The 16,727-nt window shown below is 47.3% G+C and carries 14 protein-coding genes and 4 pseudogenes; 11 read left to right on the top strand and 7 right to left on the bottom strand.

The annotated features are described in order from the left end of the window. The first annotated feature begins 5 nt into the window (after positions 1–5). From zorB1 to zorD, 3 genes are read left to right on the top strand one after another with little or no spacing between them, the layout of a single operon-like run. Entirely contained in the window at positions 6–746 is a 741-nt protein-coding gene (gene zorB1, locus HV311_RS19435; RefSeq protein ID WP_115191222.1) for a type I Zorya anti-phage system protein ZorB1, read from the top strand. Then, positions 743–2,425, top strand: coding sequence for a type I Zorya anti-phage system protein ZorC (gene zorC, locus HV311_RS19440; protein WP_191220334.1), 1,683 nt, complete (start codon positions 743–745; stop codon positions 2,423–2,425). The genes zorB1 and zorC overlap by 4 nt, the downstream gene beginning before the upstream one ends. Next, positions 2,425–5,667, top strand: a complete 3,243-nt coding sequence (zorD, locus tag HV311_RS19445; protein WP_191220335.1) for a type I Zorya anti-phage system protein ZorD — start codon at positions 2,425–2,427, stop codon at positions 5,665–5,667. Before zorC ends, zorD begins: the two co-directional genes overlap by 1 nt. Before the next feature lie 125 nt (positions 5,668–5,792). Here zorD and HV311_RS19450 read toward each other — a convergent pair whose 3' ends face one another. The 3 genes from HV311_RS19450 to HV311_RS28065 form a co-directional block, all read right to left on the bottom strand. Then, the gene (locus HV311_RS19450) at positions 5,793–6,086 is read right to left on the bottom strand and encodes a hypothetical protein (RefSeq protein WP_191220336.1); all 294 of its coding nucleotides are present in this window, start codon (positions 6,084–6,086) and stop codon (positions 5,793–5,795) included. 213 nt (positions 6,087–6,299) lie between these two features. Beyond that, on the bottom strand, positions 6,300–6,872 hold the full coding sequence (locus tag HV311_RS19455; RefSeq protein WP_191220337.1) for a hypothetical protein: 573 nt from the start codon (positions 6,870–6,872) through the stop codon (positions 6,300–6,302). A 113-nt stretch (positions 6,873–6,985) separates the two neighbouring features. Then, complete coding sequence (locus HV311_RS28065) at positions 6,986–7,108, bottom strand: hypothetical protein (protein ID WP_265096094.1); 123 nt, start codon at positions 7,106–7,108, stop codon at positions 6,986–6,988. Between the two features lie 371 nt (positions 7,109–7,479). Here HV311_RS28065 and HV311_RS19460 point away from each other — a divergent pair. The 5 genes and pseudogenes from HV311_RS19460 (at position 7,480) to HV311_RS19480 (ending at position 11,573) form a co-directional block, all read left to right on the top strand. Further along, positions 7,480–8,819, top strand: a pseudogene (locus tag HV311_RS19460) (tyrosine-type recombinase/integrase). A 105-nt stretch (positions 8,820–8,924) separates the two neighbouring features. After that, positions 8,925–9,374, top strand: a complete 450-nt coding sequence (locus tag HV311_RS19465; RefSeq protein WP_032296090.1) for a hypothetical protein — start codon at positions 8,925–8,927, stop codon at positions 9,372–9,374. Then, entirely contained in the window at positions 9,371–9,592 is a 222-nt protein-coding gene (locus tag HV311_RS19470) for a helix-turn-helix domain-containing protein (RefSeq protein WP_003847740.1), read from the top strand. Before HV311_RS19465 ends, HV311_RS19470 begins: the two co-directional genes overlap by 4 nt. A gap of 134 nt (positions 9,593–9,726) precedes the next feature. Next, positions 9,727–10,491: a hypothetical protein gene (locus tag HV311_RS19475; RefSeq protein ID WP_003029576.1), complete on the top strand. Its 765-nt coding sequence runs from the start codon at positions 9,727–9,729 to the stop codon at positions 10,489–10,491. Positions 10,492–10,952: 461 nt separating this feature from the next. Next, positions 10,953–11,573: an inovirus Gp2 family protein gene (locus HV311_RS19480; RefSeq protein WP_003029579.1), complete on the top strand. Its 621-nt coding sequence runs from the start codon at positions 10,953–10,955 to the stop codon at positions 11,571–11,573. 55 nt (positions 11,574–11,628) lie between these two features. Here the strand turns inward: HV311_RS19480 and HV311_RS19485 are convergent, their stop codons facing one another. The 4 genes and pseudogenes from HV311_RS19485 to HV311_RS28315 form a co-directional block, all read right to left on the bottom strand. Further along, positions 11,629–12,285: an ATP-binding protein gene (locus HV311_RS19485; RefSeq protein ID WP_003029581.1), complete on the bottom strand. Its 657-nt coding sequence runs from the start codon at positions 12,283–12,285 to the stop codon at positions 11,629–11,631. A 28-nt stretch (positions 12,286–12,313) separates the two neighbouring features. Continuing rightward, positions 12,314–12,517 carry a maltose acetyltransferase domain-containing protein gene (locus HV311_RS28310; RefSeq protein ID WP_191220338.1) on the bottom strand — a complete coding sequence of 68 codons (204 nt, stop codon included), beginning with the start codon at positions 12,515–12,517 and terminating at the stop codon, positions 12,314–12,316. A gap of 48 nt (positions 12,518–12,565) precedes the next feature. Further along, a complete protein-coding gene (locus HV311_RS19495; protein WP_001254932.1) occupies positions 12,566–13,717 on the bottom strand; it encodes an IS30-like element IS30 family transposase in 1,152 nt (383 codons plus the stop codon). Further along, positions 13,714–13,797 (bottom strand): annotated as a pseudogene (locus HV311_RS28315) (hypothetical protein); the annotation flags it as partial. The pseudogene HV311_RS28315 and the gene HV311_RS19495, both read right to left, overlap by 4 nt. On the opposite strand from HV311_RS28315, the pseudogene HV311_RS19500 reads away from it, so the two are divergent. The 3 genes and pseudogenes from HV311_RS19500 to HV311_RS28070 form a co-directional block, all read left to right on the top strand. Further along, positions 13,782–14,207: pseudogene (locus tag HV311_RS19500) on the top strand (IS3 family transposase); the annotation flags it as partial. The pseudogenes HV311_RS28315 and HV311_RS19500 sit on opposite strands and share 16 nt — an antisense overlap. 672 nt (positions 14,208–14,879) lie before the next feature. Then, positions 14,880–16,388 carry a group II intron reverse transcriptase/maturase gene (gene ltrA, locus HV311_RS19505; RefSeq protein ID WP_001189111.1) on the top strand — a complete coding sequence of 503 codons (1,509 nt, stop codon included), beginning with the start codon at positions 14,880–14,882 and terminating at the stop codon, positions 16,386–16,388. 80 nt (positions 16,389–16,468) lie between these two features. Beyond that, positions 16,469–16,656 (top strand): annotated as a pseudogene (locus HV311_RS28070) (DDE-type integrase/transposase/recombinase); the annotation flags it as partial. Positions 16,657–16,727: the final 71 nt, after the last annotated feature.

Consider the following 16,727-nt stretch of genomic DNA (forward strand, 5'->3'; position numbering starts at 1 on the left):
CGCTGATGTTTGGTAATGCATTTGGCGTTAAAAAACGTCGCAGTGACGAGGCCGAAAAGCCTTTCTGGATCTCCTATGCCGACCTGATGACAGCCATGATGGTGTTATTTTTGGTCGTCATGGTGGCGTCATTAAGCTCCGTGACCCAGCGTATTCAGCGTGCAGAGCAAGGTGAAAAAACGAGGGGACAGGATATCTCCAGATTATGTGAACGTCTGGAGCTGCATGCCCGCAGTGTGAACAAAACCATCGTGGTTGATTGCCACGATAACCGCATCAGCTTTGGTGAAGCGGGCCGTTTCGACCACAACCGTTTTTTCCTGAATGCTGAAGGACAAAAAGCATTGCAGGATGTCGTTCCGCTGGTGCTCGAAGCATCCGACAGCGAAGAAGGTAAAAAGTGGTTCAAGCAAATCGTTATTGAAGGGTTCACCGATACTGACGGCTCTTACCTCTACAATTTACACCTCTCGCTGCAACGTTCCGAATGGGTGATGTGCAGTTTGCTCGATAGCCGTAGCCCTTTGCAAAAAAGCATTTCGGCAGAACAGCAGATCCAAATTCGAAAGCTATTCCTCGCAGGTGGAGTTTCGTTTAATAACGCGAAGGAAAGTAAAGAGGCCAGCCGCCGCGTCGAGTTGCGTATGCAGTTCTTCGGGCTGAAAGATAAGCACGATGCCGCAGACGAGGTGGATTTCCCGCCTGTTGTGAATAAAGAAGTTTGCCAGTTGGTGATGCCGCAATGACACCAGCCCTAAGCTCTCTTGCACAACGCATTGCCGCGAAGCTGTCATCAAGCCAGCAGAATGACAATTTCCTGCGTCATGATTTTCATGCTCTGGCCTCTGCGGGTCTCGACATGGAAAAGCGGTTTGATAAAGCAGAGAAAATTCCCCCTCCTCCTCATGAAATGCGGCTGGAGGCGCTGCGTCGTTTTCGTCTAGCAGAAGAATTGACCGAACGTGAGTGGCGAATGGTGTTTTATGGCCTTGTCGATAATGACCCTCTGCACCCCGACCAGCCAATATTGCTGGAAGATGAGCAACTTTTCCCCAAGGTGAACAGTGCGATCAAAAAGCGGATCGAAACCAAAACGCTGAAACGCCGGGATTGGGCTGCACTCTGTGCCAGCTATTTTGCTTACAGGAACGAGACCCCGGAATCAAATCCGCACTGGTGCGTGCTGCGTGGTCACATCGCTCAGGGCTACCTGGTGGTGAAGTCCGCTATCCGCAGAGAAAAATCGTGGATGAAAACTATTGAGTTTTACCACGATATCTTTACACCTCAGGCTGGCGGCGTGATCTCCCAACAGTTACTCGCCGGCGAAAGCAATTCACTCTCTTCATTAGAAAAGATCGCGCAAATCCCCGATAGTAGCTGGTTGTGGAAACATATTTTCACAGTATTGCTGGCGCAGCTTGATACTCTGGATGATCCTCATTATCTGGATAAAATCAGTTGGCTATTAAGCCTGGCTGCGCAGTGGGTACGTTTTCGCGATGACATCATGACGGCGACGCTAACCCGTTACTATCATTCAACCTACCGCGATCAGGCGCATTCAGCCCTGAAACAGGCCGCACTGGAATACTGGGATAACCCGCAGCTCAAGAGTCAGCAGAATAAGTGGCATCAGTATGTTTCTGAACCTGTCGCGGCGATGGTGCGTGGCTGGTTGGCAAAACAAGATCTGATGCACTTCTTTGAACTGCTTCGCGGCAATGGCGATGTCGATCAGGCCAGGCTGCACTATTGGCTGCGTTTTGCGAATCAGATGGGGTTTACCCGTATCGTGATGGGGCCGGATGCCTGGCACGATCGCGGTGGCGACTTCGTAAAATTCCGCGAGGAGAATCGCGGACGCCTGAGCCATCTGCGCGGTGGGCGTAGTTTCGATAACGCCATGATCATGCAGATTAACGATTACATTTTTGTTGAGTTTTCCGGAACGGGGAACGCGATGTATGCCTACCGAGTGGGTCAAGCTCCATTTAATCCAGAATCACACTCATTGGATATCAATATCCAATTAAAAGACAAATACCGTAATGTTCTTCGTCTTCCACATACTCCACGAGCAGAAGGGTATAACAAGACCCAGATCACCGGCTGGATGCTGAAATACGACGATGAACTGCGTCAGTTGGGTATCCGCTGGATGGCTGAGGAGCCCGTCAAATTTATTGATAAAAAAGCGCCCTCACCCACCCCGGTATCTGATATCAAAATCATCAATCCATTGCGGGATACAGCAATACAGCGCCTGGTTGAAAACACCGCATGTATCGTCAGCGATAACCGACAAAAAGGTGGCGTGCTGTCTGTACAGCTCAAAACACCGGATGACACAACGGAAAGAGAGTTACTCCGACTCGGCTTCGCTCCCATAACTAAAGAACCGCATCGCTACTGGATTAAATAATGCTGAAACGTCTGTTAAGTAAGCTGACGGGTGACCGTCAGCAGATAGAACGCCACCTGAAGAATCAGTACCTGGCTGAAGAAAACGGGCTCAGTTTTCCACAATCGTTGGTTGATGACCCGGGGCTTTGGGCGCTGGCATCCTGGCTGGAACAGTTAGCGGAAGAGGACTATCTGATATCGCTAACAGACCGCTGGCTGCTGAGCTGGGAGTCGCTGTATCGCCTGCTGGAAGATGAAGAACATGCCAGCAGTCTACCTTTGATTGGTGTGCCTGAGATTTTGCCCCTACGTGCAAGTTTGAGTTCGCAAGGAGCCCTAAGCGATAATGATTTCCGCGTCTGGATTGCAGAATGGGCCACGCTTCCCGCGCGTCAAACTATCCGTTTCAGCCGTACCGGGGCAATTTTTACTCATGAAAATCAGCAGTATCTGTTATCACGAGAAAACTGGGCTCTCTTGCAGGCAACCGAGCAGCTCAGCATGCTTCAAACTCAGACTCCCGGCGAAACCACTAACCAACTGGGATGGGCCAAAATTCGCAAATGCGCGAAACAGGCCGCTGCTAAATTTGATGATTATTTAGAAAAAACGCACGTCATCAAACCCACTTCATTGTCGTTACGCCTGCGTAAGACTACGGTTGCTGATACTGCCGTTATCGAGATTGAACCCCAATTCGAGGATCAGCCCGCAAACTGGCTGGGCAGTTTTGACAAGAACTCACAGGTCCACGATAGCTATCGTATTCCCGGAGAGAACGGCGAACTCAGCCACGTCATCATCCCACCTGAAGTAAAAGAAGTCCTGAATTCAATACACTCAATTCCCGGCCGCCGGGTGGCCGGAAGTGAAGCTCTCTCCTTTGTTCGCAATCCCTATACTTTCCTGGGCGAAGATGCCGCCAGTGTTATTGCTCCCGAGGAACACGAACAAGCACTATTTGATGCCCATATTTTCTTTCATCACTTTAGGCTTCAACCCCAAATCAATGATGAGAATAAGATAGAGAGCATTACGCTAGTGCTGGAGCCTGTCTCACCGGTGCCGCAACCTGAGGTATCATTCCTCTTTTCTGCTCCATGGGAGTTAGATAAATTTGTTCAGGCCGTAGGGATAAGTGTTGCCGCACAAATGCCAGCAGGTTCCTGGCAGGGTTACGAACTGGAGCTGAGCCAGTTCACTGAACAGCAATGGCATGATTGCCAGTCGCTGTTGTTACGTTGGCAACAGGAAGTTGAGGGTAAAGAATTTAGCGATGTTCTGGATCTTGGTAAATATGGCGATCGCGTCATTGGCATCGGTGAATTCGAAAAAATATCCTCACCCTGGCTGACCAAGGCACAAAGCGAAAACTGGCTCCCTGATGACATCGATTTCTCCGCATTTTCGGTCGAAACATTGACTGGCTGGCAACCTGATAACCAGCAACATTTCGATGAACTGCAGGAGAGAATCACCCAGGCAGAAGCAACTGGCGAAACGCATATCATCGCCCCCTGGAATGAGACTGAACTGCCACTGGATGCAGCGAAAACATTCAGTAAGAACTGGGAAAAACAGCAAAATTCAGCACACGAATCAGAGGGCAATGTTGTTGAAAAAGCAGCCCGGGCAGTGCTCAAAATTGAACAGAACATTGAAGAAGCTGCCTATATCAAACAACGCCGAGATTCACTCCTTAATGCACGCCATGCTGAACCTGAAATTCCACTGAGTCTGAAAGAGCATATCCGGCTCAAAGACCATCAGCGTGAAGGAGTGGCCTGGCTTCAGCAGCTTTTTCTTCGTTCACCTCAGGAAACCGCAGGTTGCCTGCTAGCAGATGATATGGGACTGGGGAAAACGCTGCAAATCCTGAGCTTCCTGGTCTGGTTCAATGAAAAATTCCCTGGCGAGCCACCCAGCCTCATTGTTGCCCCCGTTTCTCTTTTGGATAACTGGGAACGTGAACTGGATAATTTCTTCTATACCGCCGGGATTTCAGTGTTGAAATTATATGGCGATACCATCAAAGCGGTGAAATACCCGAAACAGGCTATTCCTGTTCATCTGCAGTCTCAGGGGATCAAAAATCTGCTTAAACCCGGCTGGCAGGGTGAGGCGAAAATCATTCTGACAACCTACGAAACGCTTCGCGATCAGGAGTTCTCACTGGCGCGCCAGCCATGGTCCATCATGGTCTGCGACGAGGCACAAAAAATAAAAAACCCGGCAGCATTAATCACTCATGCAGCCAATGCAATTCAAGCAAGATTCAAAGTAGCATGCACCGGTACGCCAGTCGAAAACACGCTTGTAGACCTGTGGAGCCTCTTTGATTTCGCTCAGCCGGGCCTGTTAGGCGCACTCAATGAATTTGGCAAACACTATGTTCGCCCGATAGAGAACGAAGCGGGCCGGGATACAGTGCAGCTTGAAAGTTTACGAGCGTTGATTGAACCACAAACATTACGCCGGACTAAAGAAGAGGTTGCGCGCGATTTGCCGCAAAAAATCGAAGTTGTCAGTTGTAAGCAACTGCCACTTTCTGGCCCTCAAAAGCAACTGTATCTTTCTTCGATAGCGAACTGGCAACAACAGCAGGCCCTTAGTGAAGGAATGCAGCAAGCAGGCTCGGGGATGTTGGGGTTGTTACATCGTCTTAAACTCATTTGCGCACACCCGGCAGTCGTTAACCCCGAGCCTCGTTATCGGGAAGGGTCACCCAAGCTTAATTGGATGTTGAAAACGCTGGATGAAATTAAGCACACCAGCAAAGACAAAGTAATCATCTTTACTGAACTGCGCGATCTCCAGCGCGAGATACAGCATGCTATTCAACAGCGATTCGGTTTCCGTCCGGTGATCATCAATGGCGACACCAGCACTAAAAGTCATAGCCAGAATAGCCGCCAGCGATTGATTGATGATTTCCAGTCCCAACCCGGTTTTGGCGTGATTATTCTCTCCACCGTCGCGGTTGGATTTGGAGTTAACGTGCAGAAAGCCAACCACGTTATTCATTTCACCCGCTGTTGGAATCCGGCAAAAGAAGATCAGGCAACTGACCGCGCTTACCGTATCGGCCAGACAAAGGATGTATATGTGTATTATCCGACGGTAATGGACTCTGAAATCACGACGTTTGAAGAAACGCTAGACGAACTCCTTCAGCGTCGCCGGGCATTGGCCAGAGATATGTTGTGCTCAACACCTGATCTAAGCAGCTCTGATTTTGAGAACATTTTAAAAGGGACGTAAGCACTCATTTTATGCACTAAAAAAGATGATTAGCTCCATTTCAAAACCAATACCTACTGCTAACCACTTTAATAAGAGGTGGTGTTAATCCAGGGATAAAAAACCCGCCGCAGCGGGTTTGAGATTCACCAGTAATATTCCAGGGGGCGATTATTCGGCAACCAAAGCAGACTATCAGGATCTGCGCCTGTCACTACAGCATGCGCCAGGGCGCGATCATCAGCTCGGCGTCGGCGAGTCGTATACAAGTTGTTCCAGTAACCTGGATTCTTGCTGTAGTTCAATCGGGGCGCATTGTCGCCATAACGGTCGGCATAGTGAATATGCTTTACACGACAGCGAGTGGCGTACTGCACGCGCCAATGTGGCAATGGTTTACCGTGGCGATCACGGTCTTTACGGGTATTAAATGTAGACATAAGTAAGCTCCAATTAAGGTACTTACAAATGTTCTCCGGTGGTGTCATGGTGCATTTCTCCTCCTGCTAATCGGTATATCGCAAGCGGTCGTTAATCTCCTGCCATCTCATACCGTGGTGCTCACGCTGATTTCCACAGATAGGGCAAGAGCAAGATGTTGGGGTGCGTGCAATGATTCCAACCATACGTGGCGACATGATGGCGAAAATTAATCATAATTGTTCTTCTCTCTTGGCAAACGTGCCACCAGCCTTCGCAATTGACTCAACCAGCGTAGCAATTGACGATTCATAGGCCATTCCGCCGCTTGGATGTGTGATTCCGCACCATACTACTGGGTATTCTGGCGGAAGATTTGGCACCTTATCCCATAGGCGGCTACCTAGCACCAGGATGACATCAGGTTTGAGCTCCTGGACAACGTCAAGAAACGGCGCTTGTGCAGCATTCCACGCTTCTGGGGTTGGCGCTATTCGCGAGCCTTCGCCAACAATCTCCTGCACGAAATTGTAAAAAGCGACATGCTGCCAGGTTTCAAACCGTTCTTCGTCCGTTGGATATGAGGTATCACCACGCAAAACGGCTGTGAGCTTAGAGAAAAACGGAATGCCAGCACAGTAAGCGTGCGTTTCAACAACGTGCTGCGTGTAATCGTTAGCGACATCGGACTCATCAGCATAATGCGACTCCCCCAATACCAGCACCCGAACGCCATAACGGCTATTGGCGTATTTTGAGCCAACGAATGGGCGGAAATTGATACTGCTTTGGCATTGCTGCTCCATATTTTCCCTCAATCAATTCTTCTATGTGTGCTGGCGGGAATAACTATCAATTCCCCGCAGCGGAGGACGTTTTTTCATACTGCTGAGAAGTTTTCACCCGCCAGCGCACATTCTCAAGCGACGTTCAGGCGCTGGAATGTCTCCCAACGGCCTACAAGGCACTGCGTGTTAATCGGCTGGCGCATGTCGGCAATACGCAGACCATGAAATGCAGCCAGATCCGCATCGGTTGACAAGGCATCACCCCGGATGCGAATTCCTAAACGTAATGCTGCAATCGGCGTGCTCAATGGGCTGAAAGAAAACGAGAGGTTATAGAATGCTAAACAAGTACGCGAGAAGAAAATCAGAGAGTTTTACTGAAGAGACTGGATTATAACTGCTTGATTGAATGGTGCGATAATAGGAGTCGAACCTACGACCTTCGCATTACGAATGCGATGTTATTATATTTTCACCCCTTTAAAAACCTACTATTAAAACAAGCAATTCATTATAAAACATTGTGTTATGAAAAACACCTGTTGATAAAAATTGACACGCGTTGATGTTTATTCCCCCATTTTACTTACACTAGCCGTTACATTATGGTGATGTAACATTTCTCATCTGGAGCCCCAAAATGGCACTTCCAAGACAAAAACTCACCTTCGAGCGCATTCGAAAATTTGCTTTATCTGAAGGAAAAACCCAGGCATTTCTTTGGGATGCGGACGTAACTTCCCTGGCATGTAGGGCAACTCGCGGAACAAAAGCTTTTGTGTTCCAAAGCGTATATGCGGGAAAAACCCTTCGCATGACCATTGGCAACATTAACGATTGGAGAATTGATGATGCCAGGGCCGAAGCCAGGCGGCTGCAAACATTAATCGATACAGGGATAGATCCGCGTATAGCTAAGGCAGAAAAAATTGCTGAAGCGGAATCACAGCAGGCTGAATCTCGTAAAACGAAGGTAACCTTCACAAGCGCTTGGGAAGATTACCTTGAAGAATTGAGAGCCGGAATCAGCGCAAAAACTAAACGCCCATATTCTACTCGATACATTGCCGATCACATTAACTTGTCCAGCCGTGGAGGCGAAAGTAAAAAAAGAGGCCGGGGCCCAACCTCGGCTGGACCATTGGCTAGCTTACTCGACCTACCGTTATCGGAACTAACACCAGAGAACATTGCCGCATGGCTAAGTACAGAGAGACAAAATCGGCCTACCGTCACTGCTCATGCCTACCGTCTGTTGCGTGCATTTATCAAATGGGCTAATTACCAGAAAAAATATCAGGGAATAATCCATGGCGATATTGCACAAGATCATAACGTGAGAAAAGTGGTTCCAGTATCAGCGAGTAAAGCGGGAGATTGCTTACAAAAAGAACAGTTAAAAATCTGGTTCAGTGCCGTACGTAGCCTCAATAATCCCATTGCATCGGCCTATCTCCAGGTACTTTTGCTCACCGGTGCACGGCGTGAAGAAATTGCGTCACTTCGGTGGTCTGACGTAGATTTCAAATGGTCAAGCATGAGGATTAAAGACAAGATCGAAGGCGAACGTATCATCCCTCTCACTCCTTATGTTTCTGAGCTGTTAAGTGCGCTAGCGCAATTCCCAAATTCTGACGTAAATAAGGAGGGTTGGGTTTTCAGAAGTAACAGTAAAAGTGGCAAAATTATTGAACCGCGTTCAGCACACAACAGAGCGTTAGCTCGAGCTGAGTTACCACATATCAGCCTTCACGGCTTACGCCGTAGTTTTGGCACTCTTGCTGAATGGGTTGAAGTGCCAACAGGTATTGTTGCTCAAATTATGGGACACAAACCAAGTGCACTGGCGGAAAAACACTACCGCCGTCGTCCGTTAGATCTGTTGCGCAAATGGCATGAAAAAATTGAGAGGTGGATCTTACAGCAAGCAAATATTGTAAAAAAATAACCGTTGATATGCGTTGATTTCATTTAATATCAATAGATTACAGAACAACATCCATCGTTGACATAAGTGTATTTTAAGGTTTAAATTCCATCGTCCACTTTTAAATCAGGAGATAAAGCATTATGTCTAATTCTTTGATGAGTTCTGCGCAAACCAGCTCAAAGGCTCGAATAGTACGGGTCGTGGGTAAGATCAAAGTTGTTCGTTCTAGTAAGCAGCGACAAACCTGTGCTGAGTCCATATTTCAGGAAAGACAGGTGAACATCAGGATTCGAGCTGCTCTTGGACACCTCAGTGAAAAAAACTCTTTATACAATAAAAACAATCGACATAAAACTTTGGGCGTTTTTTTTGCACGTATCATCTCGCACAAAAATCAGGCCGAAAACTCGCAAGGTAATGCGTCTAAATCAACTAAAAGTACCTCATCCGGCTCAAGCGAAGGTAGTGATCCTGACCCTGAAGCTTATTCAAGCTTGGCTTTTTTGTTTTCTTTTTGGTCCTTTCTTTCCCTTCTAATTTCATTACTTTTTGTATATGCCTGCATCTCAATCATTGAGGTGGTAGCATGAGCATATATGAGCAATCCAGAACATCTCTATCTGAACTTGTTTCCACAAGTGAGTTAGCACATCTATTAAACCTTAAAGCCCAAACAATTCGAAAATGGCTTTGCCAAGACAAGCTGCCTAATGGTTTACCACGCCCAAAGAAAATTAACAGCCGACATTATTGGTTACGCAAAGACATTGATAGGTTCCTATTAACCTTCTCAGTATATTGTAATTAACAGCAGCATCAAAATCATAACTCCCCAGCTATTCTAAAGAATAGCTGGGTTAATTAACAGAAACAATCCGTCGATAAAAGATACTAAATCACACCGTTTATCACATTTTACATTAACGAAAGTCAAGGATACATATGAAAAAACGCATCACTTTCAGCGCAAACAAAAAATCAACTATTGATGCAATTGACGACTATAGCAATGCAAAAGGATATTCTAGGTCAGAGGTGATATCATTTTTGTTAAACGCCACAGCCCCAGCATTGAATAAAATAACATCGCAATATCATATAGCTCAAACTTTGGAGTCAACATTAGGCTGTATTTTTGAAGAGAAGGCCCCCTCAATCGCACGGGGTGAGCCAAAATTAACTTACGAAGAGTTTTTTTATTCCGTCTGGAACACTCACATTCGACACCGGAACGAGGTTGTCGATCAAGATTTTTATGCGCACAAAATACCTCATGATAAGATGGGTAAGAGCGAAAAAAAATTAATTCATGAAAAGCTCTCATACATTATAAAAAGTTTCAATGTAAAAAAAGCAATTTTTATTTACACAGATCGGCGCGTGAACCACAAACATCTCATTGCAGGAGGGTTATCTAATATCATACTGATAAAGGAAACAGTCTACGATGGTTGTTTTTTTGATTTGAGCAGCATTGTGATTATGCCAATCTTTGAACTTATTACATTTGGAGTTGAAGCAGTATTGAAAAGAAATAAAACTCCCCCTAAACAATCATGCTATTGCTGGATACCAATTTATTACACAAATGATCTAGCGGTAATGGTCCCTGTGATTGCCGAAGGCGATACACCTCAAAAGGCGATGAAAGGAGGAGATGCCATCATTATTAACCCCTTTAACGGTGAAGTAAGCCATACTTTCTGATACCAATGTTAAGCATAACCACTTAGTTGTATACATCTCGACAGTATGGAGTTAGTACCTAATAGCTTGATGAGGGTAAAAGATGCCTACTAACAAAGCAAAATCAAAGAAAATTCTAGGAAGGCCTGAAGGAAGTAAATATTCCCATTTAATTCAGAGTGAGAAGGCTAAGCATTACTCTCAATCCAAGGTGGCAAAGATCTTAGGAATAAGTATTTCCACGGTAAAAAGACACTGGGATAACGGCATCTTTGGGTGATTATAATTGCAGAGTTGCTTTTTAATTATTTTACTGCATGGGTAATGGGTTGATAACAAGTTTTATTGTTGGAAAGGTATTATATAACAGTCATTACTATTAACAGTTAATTAATATAACTAACCACAGACATTCAGCTATGTCTGATCATATTACTATATACGGCTATCCAAAGCCGTAGGGCTAACGACAGGATCGAAACATGGAATTATATCATGGTTCCCATGGTGAGCATGTGCTCGCCTATAAAAAACATATTGAACGAGTCGTCAATGATGCTATCAGTGAATTCCCCAGAACAATGGCGTTACGTGTTGATGTTCATTATCCACCCATTTTAGACAGAGGTGACACTGTTTGCTGTTTTCCTAATCTAGAGCCTGGTGCCATATCCCGTTTCCGTAATGCATTAAATGCCATGTTGGAGGCCAATGAGAGAACCAGAGCAGCTAACGGCAAAAGAATATATCCAAACCGTGTTCGTCATGTTTGGGCACGGGAGTTTTCCGAAGAAGGAAAATGTCACTTTCACCTTGGTCTTTTTTTTAATAAAGATGCTTATTACCATTTAGGTGATTATGAGGCTGAAAGAAATTTAAGGATGATGATTGTAAGAGCATGGTATAGCGCACTGGGATTGGAACTGGATGATTATCCGGGATTGGTTCACTACCCTGAAAATTGTCGTTATATTTTAGACGTCAATGATTTTAACTTTGAAGGAGAATACAATAAATTACTGAATCGCTTCGACTACCTAGCTAAACTCGATACAAAAGCATATGGAGATGGCGACCGTAGCTTCGGCTGCAGTCGCGGGTAATTTATTTTTTACAGCAATGGCCTTTCTTATGGATGGAAAGGCCAGACCTTATATATCAAGAAGATGGTGAGCGATAAAGTATTGTTTTCAAGTAATCATCTGTTGCAGTAAACTCAGGGAGTTGGCCACTCATGGCCTGTGTTAGTGGAATAATCTTTGTCCTGACTCCCATCCCCCTGAAATCAACGTAACCATAATCACGTAAGACTTCCATAATAATCGTATTGCGTGGTGATCGCTGACCTGTAACCATCTTTTCAATCGACATCGAATTATTCAGCGCCCCTGGGCTAATAACTTCAAATCGATTGCTATACAAGCCAATCTCTATCTCAACAAAGCGTGTCCAGTCACGATGAGCCAGTGCATTTACAACAGTTTCGCGAATAGCTTCCAGTGGATAATACCAGGTTGTTTCCCGACGTAGATGCGTATCGGGTAGAGGGGCCTCTGAAGTGATAAAGGGCATGATAGTTGACATCAAACGCTCAATCAATCCACCATCGATCAAAGCCTTTCCGGCTTCCTCAGTATCAAAACGCCCAACCATTGGACCATCCAGAATATCATCGAGTAACGGTTGGTACTCCTTATCCTCGCTGGCAAACGCAAAGACTCGGATATCTGGTCGATGCGAGAGTTCAACCATTTTGATTTTGAACTCAACGGGATAATTAGGGCTTTTTTTACGCACTGTGGTTAATGATTTCATGGATAGTGTCCACCATATTTGGTGTCCACTATCCTCTCAGGAATTTCAGGATCTGCCAGACGGTGCTGAGACGACGCTTACGAATGTTATACCCCCTGCTGCAGTGGAAAGACGTGGTGACAGATACCCCTTCCCCACATTCAGGCAGCAACTCTTTCATCAGTAGCAGGCGGGAATCAATATGAGCAGGATCGGTGTGGTTAAAACGATGAAGGAGCGATTTTGTCCGCAAAGAATCCGCTTTTATGGCGGGTTCAGCAGGGAAAAAGTAATTGTAGATTCAATCTGTCAATGCAACACCCCTTTCAATTATCTCTTTCGGTGTTTTGAACTTCAGTGTCTTTCTCGGTCTGTTGTTTAGCTGAGCAGCAACCAGATCTAGTTCATGTTGAGTATATTGGGCAAGACATGTCTTTTTAGGAAAGTACTGCCGAATTAGCCCATTTGTGTTCTCATTTGTTCCCCGCTGCCAAGGACTCTGAGGATCGCAGAAGTAAACTTTAACGCCGGTGCTGACAGTAAATTCTAGATGTCTGGCCAGTTCCATTCCTCTGTCCCATGTCAGTGATTTTCTGAGTTCTGACGGTAAACTCAGGAATTTGTCGGTAAGAGCCTGATTTACTGAGACAGAATCTTTGCCCCTGAGTCTAAGGATGATCGTATAACGTGATTTTCGGTCTACAAGTGTGGCTATATGAGAGTTTTTTGTACCTGAGACTAAATCGCCCTCCCAATGCCCCAGAGAGCGTCTGTTATCGATATTTCGGGAACGTTCGTGAATTGGTGTTCCGTTCACTATGTTAATCGTACCTCTTTCGCCTTTGCGGGTATGACGCCTGCCATGGCGAAGGCTATGCGACCGTCGCAGATGCTGTATATTCAGGTGGTGTAGCGCTTCACGGCTACGAAAGTACAGCGTTTTATAAATTGTCTCAGGTGATATTCGCAGCGTTTTTTGACGTGGTTTTGTTCGCCTTAACCATCCTGATATTTGCTCTGGAGACCATTTCATCTCCAGCTTTTCCAGAACAAGCTTTCGCAATGGTAAATTTTGATCCAGTAAGCACGGTTTTGGCCTTTTCGCCATTCTGTTGGCTCGGTTATTAGCATCAACAGCTTTGTAATAGCGTCTGCCCCGATTACGCTGAACTTCACGTGAGATCGTCGAAGGACTGCGATTCAGCGCAGTAGCTATCGCACGAATGCTCATTTTGGCTGACAAACCAGCTCGTATCTCCTCGCGCTCAGACAGTGTCAGGTGAGCTACAGCCCGCTTACGCTCATGGGGTTTTATGCCGCCAGTATCCCTTAACATAGTGAAGATCGTTCCGGGTTTTGAACCCAGGATATTCGCTATTTCACTGAAGCCTGTTCCGTTCTTCCATAGTTCAAAAACAGAGGCTTTTTCCTCTGCTGTAAATGTTCGTCTCATTCAAAAAACCTCCGCAACCCCATGTTTTCACATAACTGTTGCGTTGACCAATTGAATCTACAACCGCGCTCTTGATGCCAGACTCCCTGAACAATTCTCGTTAATCGGGAAACTCAGAGCGCAGTATCCTGTGGTCACACTTTGCCACGTGTTCGGGGTTCATCGCAGCAGCTACAAATACTGGGGAAAAAGCCCCGAAAAGCCAGACGGCAGGCGAGCTGTGTTACGCAGTCAGGTTCTGGAACTGCATAACATCAGCCATGGCTCTGCTGGCGCAAGAAGTATCGCGATTATGGCAACCCTGAAAGGCTTCAGAATGGGACGCTGGCTTGCCGGAAGGCTCATGAAAGAACCGGGTCTGGTGAGTTGTCAGCAGCCAACTCACCGGTATAAACGTGGTGGTCATGAACACACCGCTATCCCGAATCGCCTTGAGCGACAGTTTGCAGTGACAGAACCGAATCAGGTGTGGTGCGGCGATGTGACGTATAGTGTGCCCGGAGTTCAGGGCGGGCATGGATGCTTAAATGAACCGCGAGTCTGTCTGGAATATTGAACCGGTAACTCACGATGAGAAACCCAACAATCCCACCGGGTGTGACGGTGGAGAACCTGAGCGGCAGTGACCTGCGGCATGCCCGCAGGGTGATGTAACCCGCTGACAACGGGGATTGAGGCGAGATCACTAAGCCGAGATGATCCTCAAGGTTAAGTACTGAAAGGCTGAAGAACATGAACCCGTTAATCCGCCTCTGTGGGTTGAAAACGTCACCACGGCCTACGTGATCTGACAGGCCGTGCAGGAGGAACTGGCAGTGATACGTAAGCACTGCCGGTCGAAGGTGTTTTGACATGTATGCGAAACACCGGGGCAGCAGCGTCTATCACGCTTGCGTTGCTGACTTCTGCCAACTTGCGGCAAGCAAGGATAAAGAGTGCGACGGGCAGCCTCCTCAGTATGCCTGAGTCCAGGCAGGTAAACCGGGGAAGGTCAGCGACGGATGTTAAGGGGGCATGGCTCCGATGACGCGCTGGCTGGCGGAGCTTCCGTAGTAGTCCGCGATGGGGAAAGCCCATTACATGGCGAAGGGAAGCAGTTTGAATGTGTTTGCGACGTGAATTAACTGACCTAACGAGGTGAAGACCTTTGATAATCAGCGAAATGCAACGCAAGCTTGCCACATGGGCAGCCACCGATCCGTCCCTACGGATTCAACGGCTGCTGCGTCTGATAACACAACCAGAATGGCTGGCTGAAGCGGCGCGGATCACGCTTTCATCAAAGGGGGCCCATACCCCCGGCGTTGATGGCGTGAACAAAACAATGCTACAGGCCAGACTGGCTGTTGAGCTGCAAATCCTCAGGGATGAATTACTCTCAGGCCACTACCAGCCCTTGCCCGCCAGACGGGTTTACATCCCTAAAAGCAACGGCAAACTGCGACCACTGGGTATCCCCGCGTTGCGGGATCGTATTGTTCAGCGGGCCATGCTGATGGCGATGGAGCCGATATGGGAGAGTGATTTTCATACGCTCTCATATGGCTTCCGGCCTGAGCGCAGTGTCCACCACGCGATCCGCACGGTGAAATTACAGCTCACAGACTGTGGTGAAACCCGGGGACGCTGGGTGATTGAAGGCGACCTGTCCAGTTACTTCGACACCGTACATCATCGACTGCTGATGAAGGCTGTACGCCGCAGGATCAGTGACGCACGTTTCATGACTCTGCTGTGGAAAACCATCAAGGCGGGACATATCGATGTCGGTCTCTTTCGGGCGGCCAGTGAAGGTGTACCACAGGGCGGTGTTATATCGCCGCTATTATCGAACATCATGCTGAATGAGTTCGATCAATACCTGCATGAGCGCTACCTGAGCGGGAAAGCCAGAAAAGATCGGTGGTACTGGAATAACAGTATCCAACGGGGCCGAAGTACGGCGGTCAGAGAAAACTGGCAGTGGAAACCCGCGGTGGCGTACTGCCGCTATGCCGATGATTTTGTCCTCATCGTCAAAGGCACCAAAGCACAGGCGGAAGCCATCAGGGAGGAGTGTCGGGGTGTGCTCGAAGGCAGTCTGAAACTCAGGCTGAACATGGATAAGACTAAAATCACCCATGTTAATGACGGCTTTATCTTTCTGGGGCACAGGATCATTCGCAAACGCAGTCGTTATGGCGAGATGCGAGTGGTCTCAACGATCCCGCAGGAGAAAGCCAGAAACTTCGCCGCATCGCTGACAGCACTGTTATCAGGCAACTACAGTGAAAGCAAAGTCGATATGGCTGAACAACTCAACCGAAAACTGAAAGGCTGGGCCATGTTCTATCAGTTCGTTGATTTTAAGGCCAAAGTCTTCAGTTATATCGACCGTGTCGTGTTCTGGAAGCTGGCTCACTGGCTGGCCCGCAAATACCGTACAGGTATCGCTTCCCTGATGAGGTGGTGGTGTAAATCACCGAAACCGGGTCAGAGCAAAACGTGGGTTTTATTTGGTAAAACCAATCACGGCAAGCTCAGCGGCGAAATACTGTACCGGTTGGTGGGGCAAGGCAAGAAGCTGTTCCGCTGGCGGCTACCCGAAGGTAATCCCTATCTGAGGACGGAGACCAGAAACACGTATACATCGCGCTTTACAGAAGTGGCAATGGCGTTCGCCAGCATTTAAATGGAGAGCCGGATGCGCTGAAAGGTGCACGTCCGGTTCGGGGAGGAGAGGCAGGGAAATAGTCCGACTACGCCCTGCCTCTTACTCTACTCTGGACAGGCAAGCGTTGGGCTTACCTTGCTGTTGTTCTCGATCTGTTCGCAAGGAAACCTGAGGGTTGGGCAATGTCATTCTCACCGGACAGCAAGCTGACATCAAAGCGCTGGAAATTGCGTGGGAAGCTTGCGGTAAACCCGCCGGAGTGATGTTCCACAGTGACAGTAATAATGCCGGTGTCAGTCTTTACCACCACTCAGTTTGCCGTTTAACCCGATTGGTGTGATTACTGATGCAGTGAAG

This window comes from Citrobacter sp. RHBSTW-00881, assembly GCF_013728515.1.
Classification (GTDB): domain Bacteria; phylum Pseudomonadota; class Gammaproteobacteria; order Enterobacterales; family Enterobacteriaceae; genus Citrobacter; species Citrobacter braakii.

Bases quoted from the DNA above. Each gene is read 5' to 3' on its own strand.
- zorB1 (WP_115191222.1), top strand. From the start codon at position 6: ATGTTTGGTAATGCATTTGGCGTTAAAAAACGTCGCAGTGACGAGGCC.
- zorC (WP_191220334.1), top strand. From the start codon at position 743: ATGACACCAGCCCTAAGCTCTCTTGCACAACGCATTGCCGCGAAGCTG.
- zorD (WP_191220335.1), top strand. From the start codon at position 2,425: ATGCTGAAACGTCTGTTAAGTAAGCTGACGGGTGACCGTCAGCAGATA.
- HV311_RS19450 (WP_191220336.1), bottom strand. From the start codon at position 6,086: ATGTCTACATTTAATACCCGTAAAGACCGTGATCGCCACGGTAAACCA.
- HV311_RS19455 (WP_191220337.1), bottom strand. From the start codon at position 6,872: ATGGAGCAGCAATGCCAAAGCAGTATCAATTTCCGCCCATTCGTTGGC.
- HV311_RS19465 (WP_032296090.1), top strand. From the start codon at position 8,925: ATGTCTAATTCTTTGATGAGTTCTGCGCAAACCAGCTCAAAGGCTCGA.
- HV311_RS19470 (WP_003847740.1), top strand. From the start codon at position 9,371: ATGAGCATATATGAGCAATCCAGAACATCTCTATCTGAACTTGTTTCC.
- HV311_RS19475 (WP_003029576.1), top strand. From the start codon at position 9,727: ATGAAAAAACGCATCACTTTCAGCGCAAACAAAAAATCAACTATTGAT.
- HV311_RS19480 (WP_003029579.1), top strand. From the start codon at position 10,953: ATGGAATTATATCATGGTTCCCATGGTGAGCATGTGCTCGCCTATAAA.
- HV311_RS19485 (WP_003029581.1), bottom strand. From the start codon at position 12,285: ATGAAATCATTAACCACAGTGCGTAAAAAAAGCCCTAATTATCCCGTT.
- HV311_RS19495 (WP_001254932.1), bottom strand. From the start codon at position 13,717: ATGAGACGAACATTTACAGCAGAGGAAAAAGCCTCTGTTTTTGAACTA.
- ltrA (WP_001189111.1), top strand. From the start codon at position 14,880: ATGCAACGCAAGCTTGCCACATGGGCAGCCACCGATCCGTCCCTACGG.